Genomic DNA, 17,270 nt, shown 5'->3' with positions numbered 1-17,270 from the left:
CCCTGACCTCCTCTAATTTGCCTTATTCGGTTATTATTGTAGACATTGTTAATTAAATAAAACGTTAGGCCCTGTAGGGATGATTCTACTTGGGTTAATAGTGGCATGGCTGTAGTAATAATGGCGTTTAATATGCTGGAAATTAACCGTCTCTGAGATCCCTTTGGTTTCATATAAGCGTTTCAAATAGGCATTTAAGTTAGGGTAATCAAGCAGTCTTTTTAAGTTGCACTTAAAATGATTGAAGTACACCACATCAAAACGGATTAAGGTTGTAAATAAACGCCAGTCTGCTTCTGTTTGCTGTTCCCCTAGTAGGTAAGTTTGCTTGGCAAGTTTGTCCTCTAAAAAGTCTAGTGTAGAAAACAGAGGAATCAAGGCTTCTTCGTAAGCCGCTTGTGTGGTGGCAAAGCCACATTTATAAACACCATTATTGAGCGTGTGATAAATTCGATCGTTGAGTTGGTCTATGTCGGATCGAAGAGCGACTGGATAAAAATCCTTTGAGTTGTGCGTTATCTCATTGAATGCTGTATTGAAAATTCGGATAATATCGGCCGATTCGTTAGACACAATCGTATGTGTTTTTTTGTCCCATAGGATGGGGACGGTAACTCGGCCTGTGTAGGTTGGCATGGCTTTAGTATACAGCTGATGGGCAAAATCGAAGTGGTAAAGAGGATCTCCGGTAGGCACTTGAGGGTCTGAAAACGGCGTTTCATGTTTAAATTCCCAACCATTAGAGAGCATGTCTGGGTGCACGCAACTTACGCTGACGATGTTTTCAAGTTGCTTTAACTTTCGAAAAACAAGGGTTCTATGTGCCCAAGGGCAGGCCAATGAAACATAGAGGTGATAACGATTTTCTTCTGCCAAAAATGGCATATCATGACTCTCTTCATCATCGGTTTTAGGGATGATCTGATGCCGAAACTCAGAGTCATCACGAACAAATTTCCCTTTTGTGGCTTTGGTGTCATACCATTGGTCGACCCATTTACCTTTAATCAGTAATCCCATCGTTTTCTCCTAATAATTTATTTCTCTATTATTAATGAAACGTAAGTGTTTTCGGGGCAGAATATTGATTGTATTTAATCGAATGATTTGATGTTTTAAGGCGTTGTATGGTTGAGCGTTTACAGTCTCTTTTGATCCCATTCCTGATTTTGCTAGCCAGTGTGTATGCTAGCTTATATGTTGGGACACTGCCGCCGTTGTGGTTTGCGCTCCTGCCATTTTTCCCTTTTATATTATCCATCATCGCTTTGTTGTTATCTTGGCACTTCAACAAAGGCCGAGTGCTCATCTTGGTTTGTCTACTGCTGATACCTAAACTGCATGGTGCGAGTGATGATGCTTCGATGACGGCGTATTTGGTGGTGTCGTGCTTTTGTATTGCACTCTTGTCCTTTGTAAGAGAAAGAGGGTTTTTTAATCGCTTTGTGATTAATCGATTACTCTTTGTTGGTATGTTGTTGGGGTGGTGCTACGCGGTTGAATCCCATTGGGTTTCTTTCGGCTTTTTAGATCAAGCCATTTTCCATTTTGAAACCACATGGTCGAGCTTTCTACTTTGGTTGATATTATGCTTCAGTATTGTGTTGGTGTTTGTAGGTTGGTGGTCAACAGGGGATAATTTTCAGGCGAGCGGTCTGATTAGTATTGTTAGCCTTATTGTTTTAACCCACTTCTCTGTTTCTCAAAGTCAGTTTGATGCCTTGCTGTCTGCGCAATTTCTCCTATGGATTTGGTTTTTGCTAATGGAAAGCCATCGTATGGCGTATTTAGACGATTTAACACAATTGCTAGGGCGTCGAGCCTTGAATGAAAAATTGGTCGGATTGCCTAAAAAGTACGCCTTAGCGATGGTCGATGTTGATCACTTTAAAAAGTTCAACGATACCTATGGGCACGATATGGGGGACATTGTCTTGAAGAATGTCGCCGCTCAATTGAAACGCTTTTCTCACCCAGGGAAAGCATTTCGTTATGGTGGGGAGGAATTTACCATTGTATTTCGACACAATCGCTTGGAAGGCGTAGCGGACATTCTAGAAGACATTCGTTCGCATATTGAGCAGGCCGAAGTGTCTGTTTTTGACCCTAAGAAGAAAAAAGAGGTGTCGGTAACTGTTACGGCTAGCATCGGGGTGGCTTTTGCGACTCAAGGGGATCTTCCTGATGAGGTGTTAAAGCGGGCAGATGAAGCTTTGTACCAAGCAAAACGCAAAGGGCGAAACCGAGTTGCCCAAGCGCCCGCTTTGAAAAAGAGCTAAAGTGTAAAAAGTTGTACGATTGGTCAAGTTTTTTACCTTGATCTATTGCGCTTGCTGAACAGCTGTTTATAATTCCCTTCACTGAATTCAACGAAGCCTTCTAGGCTTTATTAAAAGCGAAGTATTTATAGTGAGTACTTGCTTAGAAAAAGAACATTGTGAAAAAGCTCTTCTTGCTTTGAACAATAACTGAGCCAACGTGGTGCAGCAGTTAGCGTAACGATGAATGCCTATAGTCGTTTTAACGTCTCTGCTGTGAGGGGAAATGGGGAGCTTCGGCTCCCTTTTTTTATGCCAAACTTTCTGATTCGGCTCTCTCGCTTCTTCCTCTCATTAAAGAGTGTTATCTTTGCCAGCAAATATTGCGAATGGAAAAGCAATATTCCCCTTTTCGTTAATATCCGTCAGCAAATGAGGCATTATTTTGTCTGAAGTAAAGAGAGCCAAAGATCAGCTAAAGACGCACATTCGTGCTCAAAACCAAGCGCTTATCCTCGAAACAGCAGAGCGTGTTTTTGCACGCCAGGGCTTGGCAAAAACCACCACACAAATGATTGCGAATGAAGCCAACCTACCCAAAGCGAATATCCATTATTACTATCGCTCCAAAAAAGATTTATTAGAAGCGGTATTAGAACGTATCTTAGCGATGTGGCTAGCGTCGGTGAGCCAGTTTACTTTAGAAGACGGTCCGAGAAAAAATTTAACCCGTTACATCAGCGAGAAAATAGACCAGTCGCGTATCAATGTAAGTGCTTCTAAGGTGTTTGCGATGGCGCTTATTGGTGAAGATGAGTTTGTCTTGAGCTATCTTCGTGAGAACTTTGTGACAGAGTTGAGTCGGGAGAAACATACGATCCAAACTTGGGTTGAGCAGGGTCTAATGGCGCCGATTTCAGTAGAGCATCTTTTTATCAGCATGTGGGCTATGACCCAAACGTACGCCGACTTTGATGCCCAGGTGAAAGTACTACTTGGCAAAGAAAGCTTGGATGAAGAGGACTACGCAGAAGCGAAACAGTTTATTACTCGAATGGTGTTGGCCGGCTGCGGTGTAAAGGAGGAGTAACAATGACTTTGCAAAGTGCGATTACCTTCTTTATTGCGATTTTTATATTTAGTGTGACGCCGGGGCCTGGTGTATTTGCGATTATTGGCCGTAGCATGATGAGAGGTGCCAAAAATTCGGTTGCCTTGTGTGTTGGGATGGCACTAAGTGACATAGTGTATTTAATCATGGCTTGTTATGGTCTGGCTGCTATCGCAGCACAATGGGAAACCGCCTTTTTACTGGTGCGTTACCTTGGGGCAGCGTATCTGATTTACCTTGGTTGGAAAATGTGGACTTCTCCAGTCTCGAATGGTGATGAAGCGACTTCAAAAAATACGACAAATGGGCTGGCAAGCTTTTTACAGGGCTTTATGATTTCGGCATCAAATCCCAAAGTTATCGTATTTTATATCGCGTTTCTTCCTAACTTTCTAGACGTTACCACCTTACATGGCATGGATGTTTTGTTGGCGGCAGTGATTGCTTTTACGGCGTTATTACTTGGTTTGTCGATTGTTTCTGTTGGCGCTTCTCAGGCTCGGCGCTATATGAAGTCTGAAAAAGCCATGAAAGGTTTGAACCGATCGGCTGGCAGTATTATGGCGTTGGCTGGCTGCTATTTAGGCTTAAAGGGATAGTGTGAAAAAAGCGGCGTTAAAGAGAGTGTGAAAAGAATCGATATTGGAAAGGTAGGCCATCCAGCGCAAAGCTAGATGGCCTTTTTTACTAGCGAGTTCCGTAAATTCGGTCGCCAGCGTCGCCAACACCTGGGCGAATGTAGGCGTGTTCGTCTAATTCTCGGTCAATTGCCCCTACATACATAGGCACATCGCTGTGGGCTTTTTTGAAGGCTTCAATGCCTTCAGGTGCTGCAAATAGGCAAATGAAACGAATGTCTTTCGCTCCCATCTCTTTCATTTTATCGATGGCTGCGATAGCTGAATTCCCCGTTGCTAACATAGGGTCAACGACAATGATGGTTCTTTCGTCTACAGAGTGAGGCATCTTTAAGTAGTATTCTACTGGTTGCTTGGTCTCTGGATCACGATACATACCCACGTGGCCAACACGGGCAGAAGGAGACAGCTTAAGCACGCCTTCTGCTAAGCCGTTGCCGGCACGCATGATGGTTACTATGCATAATTTTTTGCCTTTTAACATTGGGCTCAATGTTGTTTCTAAAGGTGTTTCTACCTCGGTATCCACTGTTTCTAAATCACGAGTCGCTTCGTAACCAATTAAGGTCCCTAACTCTTCTACCAACATGCGGAACTCTCGAGTGTTGGTGTTTTTGTCTCTCAAACTGGTTAGTTTATGTTTAACAAAAGGGTGATTGATCACGAAAATATCAGGGTAAGTCTTAAGGAGCTCATCGCGAGTCATGGTTGTTTCCTTCTATTTAAATGGAGGCGGCGCGTTGTTAATAAATATTGTGCAGGAATGATACCACAATGGTTTTGTTGATTAATCAGCAATCCTGTCTTTTTGGTTAGCACGCTTAGGAATGGGCAAAGAATAGGAAAAAGACAGTTAGGGATTGTTTTCATTCGGATTGGCATTACATAAATGAGTAACGTAGCTAGATTCTAGTGCAGTATTTTGAATCTCAATATTGAGAGCGAAACTTGGATTCATTGAGAAGTAGATTATGAATAATGATGATCAGTACCCAGATGTAGAAGATGAACAAATAACAGACGTTGAAGAAGACAGTGTCGCGATTAATGACCCAAGAGGCTTAGCATTACCGGATGATGTGCTGCCTGATACTCTGTATCTTTTGCCTATCTCCAGCCGACCTTTCTTCCCCGCTCAAGTACAGCCTGTGATGGTGGATGCAGACCCATGGGAAGATACGTTAGATCGCATTGCCGAGGATCCTCAGACAGCAGTGGGATTGGTGTATGTCGACAAAGTAAAAGGGGCGCCACCGGTTGAATCTTTTCGGGCCATCGGTTGTGTTGCCCGCGTACACAAGGCAGAAAAACAAAATGATAAAATCACCTTCTTAGCGCAAGGGGTGAAACGCTTTGAAGTGGTTGAGTGGTTAAGTGAAACCACGCCGTACTTAGCACGTGTTCGTTACATTAACGATTCTAAAAAGAGTGATGATGAAACGAAAGCGTATTCCATTGCCATTTTAGACTCGATTAAAGAGTTGATCCGTTTAAACCCTCTTTTCAGTGAAGATTTACGTCAATACATTGGCCGTTTTTCTTTTAATGAGCCTGGGTTACTGGCAGATTTTGCCGCATCGATCACTTCTGCGGATGGGAAGGATTTATACGAGGTACTAGAAACGGCGCAGGTTCAGGCAAGAATGCACTTGTCGCTTACCTTGATCAAAAAAGAACTCGAGATTGCCCGTCTTCAGAATGAAATTAGTGCGGAAGTAAATGACAAAATCAGTCAGCATCAGCGCGAGTTCTTCTTAAAAGAGCAGCTTAAAGTCATTCAAAAAGAGTTGGGCATTTCGAAAGATGATCGTACGTCTGATGTGGAAACATTTGAGGCGCGCCTTGAGGGGAAAACGGTTCCTGATGCGGTAAATGACAAAATCCAAGAAGAGCTTCATAAGTTAAGTATTCTAGAAACAGGTTCTCCAGAATACGGAGTAACTCGTAACTATTTGGATTGGGCCACATCCTTACCATGGGGTGTTCATTCTGCCGATAACCTTGATATTAGCGTTGCGCGAGACGTACTTGAATCTCACCATGCTGGACTTGGAGACATAAAGGATCGCATTGTTGAATTCTTGGCTCTGGGGGCGCATCGCGGTGAAATGGGGGGCTCGATTTTATTATTAGTTGGACCACCAGGGGTCGGTAAAACATCGATTGGTAAATCCATAGCAGAATCCTTGAATCGTAAGTTCTATCGATTTAGCTTGGGTGGTATGCGAGACGAAGCAGAAATTAAAGGTCATAGACGCACTTATATTGGCGCGTTGCCCGGGAAATTTGTTCAAGCTCTGAAAGATGTAGAGGTTGAAAACCCCGTTATCATGTTGGATGAAGTGGACAAAATTGGCTCTTCTTTTCAGGGGGATCCCGCGTCTTCTTTATTAGAAGCGTTAGACCCTGAGCAGAACAGTGAGTTCTTAGATCATTATTTAGACATGAGAGTCGACCTTTCTAAGACCTTGTTTATTTGTACTGCGAACCAACTTGATACTATTCCAGCGCCGTTATTGGATCGAATGGATGTGATTCGGTTGTCTGGTTATATTGGCGATGAAAAGCTTGCTATCGCCAAGCAGCACCTGTGGCCGAAATTACTTAAAAAGAATAAGTTGTTGAAAAAGCAGCTTAATATTACCGATGCTGCGTTGCGCCATATTATTGAACATTATGCGCGTGAAGCTGGGGTTCGAGGGCTGGATAAACTCCTGCAAAAAATCTTACGTAAGTCGGTTGTTAGCTTAATGACGGGTGAGAAAGAAACGATCAGTGTGGGTGTGAAAGATGTAGAAAAGTTACTCGGTATGCCGTATTTCCGACCTGAAAAAACCTTGCAAGGCGTAGGGGTCGTGACTGGGCTTGCGTGGACTTCAATGGGCGGAGCAACACTGCCTATTGAAGCCAATAAGGTACATGATTTGACTCGTGGCTTGAAATTGACAGGTAAATTGGGCGATGTCATGAAAGAGTCGGCAGAGATTGCGTATTCTTATGTTTTCTCACACACCAAAAGTTATCAACGTACCCCTGAGTATTTTGATAAATGTTTAGTGCATTTGCATGTGCCGGAAGGCGCCACGCCAAAAGATGGCCCTAGTGCCGGTGTTACCATGGCAACGGCGTTAATGTCATTAGCGCGAGGTGAGCCTATTCGCAAAGGGTTGGCGATGACGGGTGAGCTAACCTTGACTGGGCAGGTATTGGCGGTTGGTGGTATCAGAGAGAAAATTATCGCGGCAAAACGCAGCAAAATCAGTGAAGTTATTTTACCTGAGCCAAATCGCCGGGATTTTTATGAATTGCCAGAATCCGTGAAAGAAGGGATGACGGTGCATTTTGCTGAGCGTTTTGCTGATGTCGAAAAGATTGTTTTTAATCGAGGCAGCAATGATGTTCACTAAGCATTTCTAACCCCAGTTTATGGCGAGGGTTTAACTATCCTCAAAGTATCCATTCTCACCAACTAAGATACGTGAGAAAATAATTATGCCGGACGAGCGCGAGCTCGCCCGGCTTTTTCATATTGGTATTAATTGTAGGGGAAGTGAATGCCGCATCAGGCAAAACTAACACAGGGCTCAACGCTAAAGCATGTGGTAACTATGTCGTTTACCAGTGCGCTTGGTTTGATGTGTATGTTTTTGGTTGATCTGGTCGACATGCTTTTCCTTTCAATGTTGGGTGAGAAAGAAGCGGTGGCCGCGGTGGGATTTGCTGGCACCATTATGTTTTTTACAATCTCGCTGAGCATCGCTGTTTCTATTGCTGCTACAGCATTGGTTGCTCGAGCCATAGGGGAAGGGGACGTTGCATTAGCGAAACGCAGAGCGGTGAATGTGTTGGCTTTTGGGGTGATTTTTTCCACCGCCATCGTGTTACTTTTATGGCCTCACATCGCAGATCTCCTCTCCTTTATTGGGGCGACTGGGCGCACGCTTGAATTAGCCAATGGGTACTTGCGCATTCTGGTGCTGGGTATGCCTGCGGTGATGATAGGTATGATAGGTTCTGGCATTATGCGCGCATTAGGGGATGCACGACGTGCCATGTATGCCACCTTAGTTGGTGGTATTGTGAACGCTATCCTAGACCCTATTTTTATATTTGCATTGGGGATGGGGGTGCAAGGCGCTGCGCTAGCGTCTTTGATTGCGCGATTTTCTATGGTCGTGGTGTCGTATTATGGCGTGGTTCATGTTCATAAAATGCTGGGGAAATTTGACCTCGTTGGCTTTTTTAAAGATCTTAAGCCGATCTGTAGAATCGCCTTACCTGCGATGCTGACGAGCTTGTCTTCACCATTGGCCAACACCATTGTTATGAGTCATACCGCCACCTTTGGGGATGATGCTGTCGCTGCAATTGCCATTATTGGGCGTATTATCCCTGTGGTATTTGGTGGTTTGTTTGCCTTATCTGGTGCAGTGGGGCCTATTCTTGGGCAGAACTACGGTGCGCGACGATTTGATCGCATGCATGGCGCCATTTATAGCGCGGTCACTTACGCTTTTGTGTATTGTTTTGTTCTGTGTATTGCTTTGTATCTTATGCAGGATTGGTTGGTTTCTGTGTTTAATGCAACGCAAAGAACCGCTGACCTTATTCGCTTTTTTGCGACCTATGTGTCTTTTAGCTTCTTTTTTCAAAGCTTGTTGTTTATTGCGATCGCCGTGTTCAATAACTTGGGAAAACCCTTTAACAGTACCTTGTTAAATTTTGGGCGTGCAACGCTAGGGACTTGGCCGCTGATCTTTGTGTTTGGTTTCTTTATGGGAGCCGAAGGGGTGTTGTTTGGTCAAGCCGTGGGCTCGGTTGTGTTTGGCTGTTTAGGGTTTTATATGGCACGTCATTATATTGCCGAGTTAGAAGCGAAGGACGGCAATGGAATCTCTGCGAACTCATCTTTGGGGTACGAAGAGATTCTTTAGATGCTTTCTACGCGTCTTTTGTTGCCCAAAGAAGAAATTCTCGATTGCCATCACCGCCCTTTATAGGGCTTTCAATGTAACACTTTACTGTCATGCCAAGGTGTCTTATAAAAAGCTGAATGTCCTCTTCAAGCTGCTTTATACGCTGCTTATCTTTGACAACCCCTCCTTTGCCGACGAACTCTTTACCCACTTCAAATTGTGGTTTGACAAGGGTGATCAAATGACCAGATTGCTTTAGTAATGAAGGCAGTTGCGGCAGTATTTTAGTTTGCGAGATAAAAGACACATCCATAACAACAAGATCAAACCCAGCCTCTGGGAAATGCCCATTCAGGTGTTCTTTTGTCAGACTTCTTGCATTAATCCCTTCTAAGCAAATGACATTGGGGGTATCTCGTAAACGTTTGTCGAGTTGATCATGACCCACTTCGATACCCACAACGCGCTCAGCCCCATGTTGAATTGCACAGTCAGTAAAACCGCCGGTAGACTGTCCTACGTCTAATACTTGAAACCCAGTGAGGTCTATTTGGGTGTGTTTGATGGCTCCCTCTAGTTTCAACGCGCCTCTAGACACATAACGATCGGCGTCATTGACAGTGACATTGAGCTTGCAGTCGGCTTCGAGCTTTATACTGGGTTTCGTTGCCGTAATCCATTTTTCTTCTTGTAGGAAAGACACGCGACCTTCGCTGATAAAAGTTTGTGCTTGAGAGCGGGATTTAGCGAGGCCTTGCTCAGTGAGTAATAGATCAATACGAATCATTCGGTGCTCAATGGAAGTGGTGATGTTAGCGCGGGATATTAGCAAAAAGTTGCCAATCAAAGTAGATTTATGGGATCAATAAGATGAATTTCCGTTACCAATCGAATCAGTAAGGAAGAATTATGCTGTTGCAGACTTTAATTAGCGTACAGGCGCTAAACGACGCGCTTGAGCAAGAAAATACAGTAATTTTAGATTGTCGGTTTTATCTAATGGATCATAAGAAGGGGAGAAATGAGTACGAAAAGGGTCATGTCCCCAAGGCGATTTTTGTTGATGTTCATCATGAGTTAGCGGGTAAAGAGACTGAGTTAACGGGTCGACACCCGCTACCGGAGCAAGAAGATTTTGCCGATCAACTTCAGCGTTGGGGCATTGATCAGCATTCTCGCGTGATCGTTTACGATGACATGGGAGGTGCTATCGCAGCGCGTGCTTGGTGGATGTTTTCCCAGCAAGGGATTGAGACCTACGTATTAGATGGAGGCATTGCTGCTTGGCAGACGCCGCTTGCAACGCAAATTGAGAGACCTGTCGCTTCCTCTTATCGCTTTAATGTGTCTTTCCCTTGGCAAGTAACGGAAAGAGACGTTGTTGAAAATTTCGAACTGGGTTCTTTTCAGTTGGTGGATGCTCGTGCTTCTGATCGATTTTATGGTGAAAATGAAACGTTAGACCCTATTGCTGGGCATATTCCAGGAGCGATCAATCGTCCTTTTTCTAAAAACCTCACTGAAGGTGCTTCGTTTAAATCCAAAGAGGCTTTAGCCAGCGAATGGCATGCTCTATTAAGAGGAAGCGAAAATGTGGTGCATTATTGTGGTTCCGGCATTACATCGTGCCATAACGTATTGGCCATGAATTGTGCTGGGATAGAAGCGAAAAGAGTGTATGTAGGCTCTTGGAGTCAATGGGCTAAACGCATGTTGCGTGCAGCAGAAATAGAGGCTTAAGCTCATCATAGATAAAAGCCGCGGCTTTTGAGCTGGCCTCTTGTCGCTGCGGCTTTTAGGGTTATGTGTTATTTGGGCGTGACGCCAGACAGGAAGATTTGAACTTGTTGATGGGCGTCTCCCCAGATGTGGGATTTAATACTAAGAATGAATTTTTCAGCTTCTTTTAGTGACACTATGCCATCCAATAATCGAATGCCTATGCCTTCTTGAGTAAAAAAGAAGTGCCAGATGTGGTTGTCGATGGAGACTTCACCTTCTCCGTTCTCGTAGGATACCTGGGTAAAAGAATAATCAGAAGGAACAAAGCAGGCTAACTCTTGCCCAGCGCCTCCATAATTTAGGTCGGGAATATAGCCTTGACGATCAACCAGTTCAAACTTCATAGAGAACTCCTCATCTTGTTTTCTTTTAGAGTAGTTTTAAATAATGCTTTTGACTATGTCTTTTTCATCAAAGGGGAGAAAGGTTAAGCTTCAGTGTCTACTTATGGCGTAATTTGGGGTGGAGTAATGATAGAAGCGAGCGGAATAATGACGTGAGATGAATCTCACGTCATCTAAAAAGCTATGCCATACCTAGAGAGTGTTCTAATGTTTTCCAGCGTTTAAATTTTTCTTTAGTCATAGTCATTAAAACCCTGGAGCAGGAGTGTCATAATAGCTGATGCAGAAAACATCTATGTTGTTATGCCTTTTTGTATAGGGCCAAATAGCGTTCAGCCATTTTTTTCGGGGTGTAGTTTTCAAGGCGAGCAGTCGCGCCAGCGACCAGAGACTGTTGCAAGGCTTTGTTGCAAGAGAGGGTTACGATGGCCTCTTTAAGCGCTTCACTGTCATTAGCTGGCACTAACAACCCAGTTTCTTGGTGGATGACAATATCTGGAATGCCACCAACGTCAGAGGCGATAATAGGCACGCCCGCGTCCATGACATCCAATAGGGTGGAGCCAAGCCCTTCGTTTCTTGATGGAAAGGCGAAGAGGTCAAAGAAGGGTAAATAATCCCCAATATTGGGTTTGAACCCCATCCAAGTTACATTGCTGCTCTTTTCTGAATAGGCTTTGAGTTCGTCTTTATCTGCGCCGTCACCAAAGAAGACGAAGTGGAATTCAGGGTGAGTTTTTTCCAGCTTCACCGCGGCATTGAGTAATACTTTTTGCCCTTTATGTCGGTCGACTAGTGCGCCAACGTGACCAATGATGACTTTGCCGGGAAAGAGGGATCTAAACTTCTCCCCTTCTTCTTTATGGCGTTCTAAGTGCGCCAAGGTGCTCGGTATCTGCTCCACATCGCCCCAGCCCTTATCTCGGATATGGTTGGCGATTAAGCTCGATATACCAACGCGAAAAAGTGCATTTTGGTAAGAACGAGTGTTTGACCATTTATCTTTAATCGGTGTGTCAACACGTCGAGTTAAAAGGTAAGGGGTTTTACGCAACAGTTTATGTAAGTAAGCCCAATGAACGGCTTTGGCTTCATGAGCATGCACAATATCGACTTTTGGTGCGCTGAAATGACCATCAAGCTGGTGGTTGGCCGTTAGAAAGGTCACCTTATTTATCTGCTTTAATCTGTCTCGTAACGGTGAGTCATCTCGGCAGGCCACGATTTGCGTGACATCAAAATGTTTAGCAAGTGCGGTTATTAATAGCTCAGTTTGCCTTTCGCCGCCACGAAACCCTTTTGCAAGGTTGACGTGCATAATAGTAAGAGTATTAGTCAAAATAGGGGGCCTAGTTGATTACCAAATATTGTTGAAATCGTCTTGTTTCGTCACGCTGGGATCACGTTGATATTCAAGTAGTTTTGCGTATTTCAAATAGCTATTAATCGCCGAGCTTAATGCGACAGTCATGCCATCCACACCGCCTAAAAAACCCCGTTGAAAAATATACTTACGAATAAACGCATTGAGGCCATGTAAGAAGGGGGAAAAAGCGTTGGCTTTTTTGCCTTTCGCATACATTATTTTAGCGGCACGGCCACTGAAGTTACGTCCCGGCTTAGCGAACAATTCGCCTATATTCTTAAAGGAAAAATGAATAATGTCAGCGTTAATTTCTTGTACAGATTTGGCCTGTACGCTGGAATGTTGTTTGACATCGGCAAAGCGAGTTTTGTCGGTATTGTAAAGACGTATGCAGCGATCTGGGTACCATCCGCACTGCTTAATCCAGCGACTGCCTATCATATTTTGGCGACGGAATGAGAAGCCTTCGACCGATGCTGAAGATAAATCCAGTTGGCTGATAGCGAGGGACATTTCAGGCGTTAGGCGTTCATCAGCGTCAAGGCTGAGAACCCAGTTGTGTTTGGTATGAGATAAAGCCACATTTTTTTGAATACCATCCCCTAAATAGGCTTGATGGACAACCGTTGCTCCTAAACGCTGGGCAATTTCGACCGTTTTGTCGGTGCTTCCTGAGTCAACCACCACAATGTCGTCACAAACGCTTTGCATGGATTCGATACAAGCAGCGATGTTGTTTTCTTCGTTAAGGGTGATTATGTTGCCTGAAATATTCATGTTTGGCTCTTTAGTATGAATGCTTTAATAGATTGATAGCGTGTTCTGTAACCAGCTTAATGCTGATTGTTTTAATGTCTTGGTTTTGGTGTGGTGTCACTTTAATGGATTTAGGGTGCGTTAGAAACCATTCAGGATTAGCTTCTTTAAATAGCCCAATGTACGGTCTTTGCATACATTGGGCGATATGAGATGGTCCGCAATCGTTAGCTATGGTTAAGTCGCAGAGCGACACCAATTGACAAATATCTTTAATGGGCAGTGCGGTGTGTAAAAACAGGTCTTCAGAGGTTGCCAATAAGTTATTCATCAGCTGGATTTCTTCTGTTTCATCTGGGCCAAGCAGAACGTGGAGGTGACATTTTTTCCCCGATTGCTCAGCTATTTTCTTGCTTACTTTAAGGTAATTTAATAACCCCCACTTTTTGTGTTCTCCACCACCGCTACCTGGCATGACCAATACATTAATGACTTGCTTGTTAATGGTAAGGCTGGATGATTCGGCGAGTTCATAAAAAGGCAAAGCGAGGGCTTCTGATAGCTCGGCTTTATCCTGAGTGAATATTTTAAGATAGTTGAGTGCTCGGTACTCTTCTTCATTCAGAATGCTGTATTGATGAGCGGGCAAACCTGCGGCTTCACTATTCACCAAATCAAAGATCTGACCATTTTTAATGGTCTTATAAAGCAAAACTGGAAAGCGATTACTCGGCCTTAAGTTTAAGAGGTTGCTGCCATTAGAGAGCGCTTTGAGCTCAGCTAGGTAATTTGTAGAATGTATCGTACTTTCTATCCAGGGGAATTGTTGGAATACCCAGCTGACCTTATGTCTTGATAGAAGAATAAGGGGGTCATCACCGCAATGGCGTTGACTAAATAGCCTTAACGCTGGGAGTGTGGTGATTTGAGCGCCGAAATGAGGCCGGTTTCTGAGCAATACAATATTCGTCATGTCAGTACGGATCTTGCGATTATGTCAGGAGTGAGTTGGTTTTGGCAGTTTGTGTGACCAAGAGGGCAGGTGCGTTTAAAGCACGGAGAGCACTCTAGGTGCAAGTTGTGTATCGTCTTATTGTCAGTCAATGGTGGTGTGAATAACTCACTGGTTGAACCATAGATACCATGCACCTCAGTGCCCACGGAAGCGGCGACATGCATCAATCCTGAGTCATTGCTGACGGCTTTTTCAGCGGCGGCAAGTAGATCTATCGCGTCAACAAGCTTGGTCTTCCCGCATAAATTGAAAGCATACTCTCCCAATCCTTTGGTGATATTCGCGCCATCTTCAGCGTCTTTAGGGCCACCTAGTACCCATATTTGATAACCCGCCTGGATGGCTTTCTCTGCTAACTCGTGGAAATAAGCGATAGGCCATTGCTTAGAAGGGCCAAATTCTGCTCCTGCCATTAAGGCAATCGCTGGGCGATCTGGCAATTGGTAAGTATTAAACAAGGCTTTTTGATTGTTAGGGTCGACTCGTAATGCTGGGTAAGGCAATGTTTTAGGTGGGTACGCCTCTTCACTAGGTAGACCAAGAGAAGTAAATCGCTTCACGGTTTGATTTAATATGTTCTTATCAAGCTTACGGCGTTCATTCAATAAAAAGTAGCGCTGCTCACCGGTAAACCCAACTCGGTGTTTGGCTTTGGCAAAAAAGGGTACTAAGGCCGACTTCCAGGAACGGGGCATCACTATGGCGTGGTCATAGTGCTCGCTGCGTAAGGATTTGCCCAGCTGTCTGCGGGTGCTAACTCCCCATTCGCCATGCCCTGTTGGTAAGGTGATGGCATTACGGACCTCTGGCATTCTCGCTAAAATAGGCGATGACCAGTTAGGCCCAATAACATCAATAATCGCCTCTTTATCACGCTCTTTTAGGGTGATAAAGAGGCTTTGCGCCATTACCATGTCACCGACCCAAGAAGGGCCGACAATTAAGTATTTAGCCATTTGAATCAAGCCATGTTAGGTAATCTTGTACGCCTTTTGCTAGGCCGCGGAAAGTACCAGGGTAGCCTGCGTCTCGTAACTTTTGGATGTCTGCCTGAGTGAAACTTTGGTAAGCACCTTTCAAGTGTTCTGGGAAAGGAATGTATTCGATTTCGCCTTTTCCGTAATGCTCAATCACGGTTTCAGCAATGGTGCGAAACGGTTCAGCATTACCGGTACCTAGGTTGAAAATCCCCGACTTATCGCCATTCTCCATAAACCAAAGTTTAGTATTTACTAGATCTTCTACGTAGATGAAGTCACGGCTTTGGCCGCCGGCTTCATAGCCATCGTAAGCGCCGAATAGTTTAGGGTTTTCACCTTCCAGTACTTGATTGCGCAAATGAAACGCAACGCTTGCCATACTGCCTTTGTGCTGTTCACGAGGGCCGTAAACATTAAAGTAACGAAAGCCGACAATTTGGCTTTTTGCTGTTGGTAAAACAGCACGAATGTATTGGTCGAACTGAAACTTAGAGTATGCGTACATGTTTAATGGTTTTTCGTTTTCACGGGATTCTTGGAAAACAGGACCAGAACCATAAACCGATGCCGACGATGCGTAGGAAAATGCAGCGCCGTGCTTTAAACAAAAATCCAATACCGCTTTGGAATATTGGTAGTTTACATCCATGACATATTTGCCATTCCACTCAGTGGTCGCAGAACAAGCGCCTTCGTGGAAAACCGCTGTAGGTTTAATGTTTAGAGTGTCATTTTTTATGGCGTCTAAGAAATCGTACATGTCCATGTAATCTGCGATATCTAGGTCGGATAAATTGAGGCATTTCTTGCCGTCAGTCAGGTCGTCAACCAATAGAATGTTGCTGATGCCTTTGTTATTTAAGGCTTTAATAATATTGCTGCCGATAAAGCCAGCGCCGCCAGTTACGATATACATAAATTGTTCTTCCTCAGAGAGTAAAATCGGAATGAGATTGTTGCCATCTTATCACTTCGGCGAGGCCGAGAAAAATGTGATAGCTGCTGGTGCCTGGTAGCGGGAAGTCTTTCGGCTGGTTGTCAGCGTCAAGGTACTCATTCCAACGACCGTTTTCGATAAAGTAATGATCTTGAAGGAAGTTTAGCGCTTCAGTGATGCGCATGACTTTTTCTTCCTTGCCAATCGGCATGACCGTAATGGCTTTTAGGTATTCGGTGATCGGCCAAATGCGTTTTTCTTTGTCTATGGGGGTGTAGTCATTGCCATCTATTTGGTTATAAACGCCACCGTTATCTGCTAGACCATGGCGCGATGCGGTAAGCCAAAGATGTTGCGCCAACTCAGTATAGTCTGAGTTTGGAAGAATTTTATTGGCTTGAAACAGCAGCCAGCCCCATTCGAAATGATGTCCTGGCTCGACTTGATGGCCTGTTTTAGGGTGAAGTTGCCAATCTAGAGTGAAAAATTCTCGTAAGGTCTTTGTTTTTTTCTCGTAAAAATGCTCAAGGGCCAGTGTTAGTAATGCCCCGATTTGTGTTTTGTATGTGTCGTCTTGAGTGGCTTCATAAGCGGCGATGTAACCTTCAAGCAAATGCATATGAGGGTTTTGTCGACGCAATTGAGTGGGATCAACAGGAAAGGCTTCATAAAAACCACCGGACTTAGCCGACATGTGCTTGATCAGAAAACAATGTGTTTTCTTCATCAAATCAAGAGCACGTTGATCTTTTGTGAGGGTGTAATAATGGCTAAAAGACAAGAGTACGAAGGCTAATGCATAGGCATCCGATTGAGTGTCCTTTATGGATAGGTCATCGTTGAGTGAGAATATCCAGCGTTCGTCTTGAAAATAGTGGTGAATAATAAAATCAAACAGAGGCGGTAACTGGGCGCGCCATTGTTCATTGTTGTTCATACTGGCCGCATGACTGAAGGTATACAGTTGGCGACATTGTGTTAGCAAGCGTACACGACCTACTTTGTTTCGGCTCCAGTCGTGATTCATGCTCTCATAACTAAAGCCCAAATCTTGGTCAATACCATGCTTTGCCCAGTTAGCGAGTAGCTGATCAAAAAGGAAGTTTTTACAGGAAGTTAGGGGGGAATTCAGCATGAGTAAATTTGCCTTATTACTTGTGATGTAGG

General features: G+C 44.2%; 16 protein-coding genes. 6 read left to right on the top strand and 10 right to left on the bottom strand.

Annotation, left to right across the window (positions count from 1 at the left end):
- Nucleotides 1-48: 48 nt before the first annotated feature.
- Nucleotides 49-1,020 (bottom strand): glutathione S-transferase family protein, encoded by a 972-nt coding sequence (locus E0D71_RS02745; protein ID WP_133001752.1) that lies wholly within the window; start codon nucleotides 1,018-1,020, stop codon nucleotides 49-51.
- A 107-nt stretch (nucleotides 1,021-1,127) separates the two neighbouring features.
- Between E0D71_RS02745 and E0D71_RS02740 the strand changes: the two genes are divergently transcribed.
- The 3 genes from E0D71_RS02740 (at nucleotide 1,128) to E0D71_RS02730 (ending at nucleotide 3,968) form a co-directional block, all read left to right on the top strand.
- Complete coding sequence (locus E0D71_RS02740) at nucleotides 1,128-2,279, top strand: GGDEF domain-containing protein (protein WP_133001751.1); 1,152 nt, start codon at nucleotides 1,128-1,130, stop codon at nucleotides 2,277-2,279.
- Between the two features lie 424 nt (nucleotides 2,280-2,703).
- Nucleotides 2,704-3,348, top strand: a complete 645-nt coding sequence (locus tag E0D71_RS02735; RefSeq protein WP_133001750.1) for a TetR/AcrR family transcriptional regulator — start codon at nucleotides 2,704-2,706, stop codon at nucleotides 3,346-3,348.
- A 2-nt stretch (nucleotides 3,349-3,350) separates the two neighbouring features.
- Nucleotides 3,351-3,968 carry a LysE family translocator gene (locus tag E0D71_RS02730; protein WP_133001749.1) on the top strand — a complete coding sequence of 206 codons (618 nt, stop codon included), beginning with the start codon at nucleotides 3,351-3,353 and terminating at the stop codon, nucleotides 3,966-3,968.
- Nucleotides 3,969-4,056: 88 nt separating this feature from the next.
- Here E0D71_RS02730 and upp read toward each other — a convergent pair whose 3' ends face one another.
- Complete coding sequence (gene upp / locus E0D71_RS02725) at nucleotides 4,057-4,713, bottom strand: uracil phosphoribosyltransferase (protein ID WP_133001748.1); 657 nt, start codon at nucleotides 4,711-4,713, stop codon at nucleotides 4,057-4,059.
- 265 nt (nucleotides 4,714-4,978) lie between these two features.
- Between upp and lon the strand changes: the two genes are divergently transcribed.
- Nucleotides 4,979-7,414: an endopeptidase La gene (gene lon, locus E0D71_RS02720; RefSeq protein ID WP_133001747.1), complete on the top strand. Its 2,436-nt coding sequence runs from the start codon at nucleotides 4,979-4,981 to the stop codon at nucleotides 7,412-7,414.
- Nucleotides 7,415-7,561: 147 nt separating this feature from the next.
- Nucleotides 7,562-8,941: an MATE family efflux transporter gene (locus E0D71_RS02715; RefSeq protein WP_133001746.1), complete on the top strand. Its 1,380-nt coding sequence runs from the start codon at nucleotides 7,562-7,564 to the stop codon at nucleotides 8,939-8,941.
- 7 nt (nucleotides 8,942-8,948) lie between these two features.
- On the opposite strand, the gene E0D71_RS02710 is transcribed toward E0D71_RS02715, so the two are convergent.
- Nucleotides 8,949-9,710: a TlyA family RNA methyltransferase gene (locus tag E0D71_RS02710; RefSeq protein ID WP_133001745.1), complete on the bottom strand. Its 762-nt coding sequence runs from the start codon at nucleotides 9,708-9,710 to the stop codon at nucleotides 8,949-8,951.
- Between the two features lie 122 nt (nucleotides 9,711-9,832).
- On the opposite strand from E0D71_RS02710, the gene E0D71_RS02705 reads away from it, so the two are divergent.
- A complete protein-coding gene (locus E0D71_RS02705) occupies nucleotides 9,833-10,663 on the top strand; it encodes a sulfurtransferase (protein ID WP_133001744.1) in 831 nt (276 codons plus the stop codon).
- Between the two features lie 68 nt (nucleotides 10,664-10,731).
- Here the strand turns inward: E0D71_RS02705 and E0D71_RS02700 are convergent, their stop codons facing one another.
- From E0D71_RS02700 to E0D71_RS02670, 7 genes are all read right to left on the bottom strand, one after another.
- The gene (locus E0D71_RS02700) at nucleotides 10,732-11,049 is read right to left on the bottom strand and encodes a hypothetical protein (protein ID WP_133001743.1); all 318 of its coding nucleotides are present in this window, start codon (nucleotides 11,047-11,049) and stop codon (nucleotides 10,732-10,734) included.
- Nucleotides 11,050-11,350: 301 nt separating this feature from the next.
- Complete coding sequence (locus E0D71_RS02695; protein ID WP_243711907.1) at nucleotides 11,351-12,388, bottom strand: glycosyltransferase family 4 protein; 1,038 nt, start codon at nucleotides 12,386-12,388, stop codon at nucleotides 11,351-11,353.
- 18 nt (nucleotides 12,389-12,406) lie between these two features.
- Nucleotides 12,407-13,192 (bottom strand): glycosyltransferase family 2 protein, encoded by a 786-nt coding sequence (locus E0D71_RS02690; protein ID WP_133001742.1) that lies wholly within the window; start codon nucleotides 13,190-13,192, stop codon nucleotides 12,407-12,409.
- Nucleotides 13,193-13,202: 10 nt separating this feature from the next.
- On the bottom strand, nucleotides 13,203-14,144 hold the full coding sequence (locus tag E0D71_RS02685; protein ID WP_133001741.1) for a glycosyltransferase family 9 protein: 942 nt from the start codon (nucleotides 14,142-14,144) through the stop codon (nucleotides 13,203-13,205).
- Nucleotides 14,141-15,142, bottom strand: coding sequence for a lipopolysaccharide heptosyltransferase II (gene waaF / locus E0D71_RS02680; RefSeq protein WP_133001740.1), 1,002 nt, complete (start codon nucleotides 15,140-15,142; stop codon nucleotides 14,141-14,143). Before waaF ends, E0D71_RS02685 begins: the two co-directional genes overlap by 4 nt.
- On the bottom strand, nucleotides 15,135-16,082 hold the full coding sequence (gene rfaD / locus E0D71_RS02675; RefSeq protein ID WP_133001739.1) for an ADP-glyceromanno-heptose 6-epimerase: 948 nt from the start codon (nucleotides 16,080-16,082) through the stop codon (nucleotides 15,135-15,137). The genes waaF and rfaD overlap by 8 nt, the downstream gene beginning before the upstream one ends.
- A 13-nt stretch (nucleotides 16,083-16,095) precedes the next feature.
- Nucleotides 16,096-17,238: an AGE family epimerase/isomerase gene (locus E0D71_RS02670; protein ID WP_133001738.1), complete on the bottom strand. Its 1,143-nt coding sequence runs from the start codon at nucleotides 17,236-17,238 to the stop codon at nucleotides 16,096-16,098.
- Nucleotides 17,239-17,270: the final 32 nt, after the last annotated feature.

The organism is Marinomonas sp. KMM3893 (assembly GCF_004352855.1).
Taxonomy (GTDB): domain Bacteria; phylum Pseudomonadota; class Gammaproteobacteria; order Pseudomonadales; family Marinomonadaceae; genus Marinomonas; species Marinomonas arenicola.
Note: the sequence above shows the minus strand (reverse complement) of the source record. Positions and strands in the feature narration are given on the sequence as shown.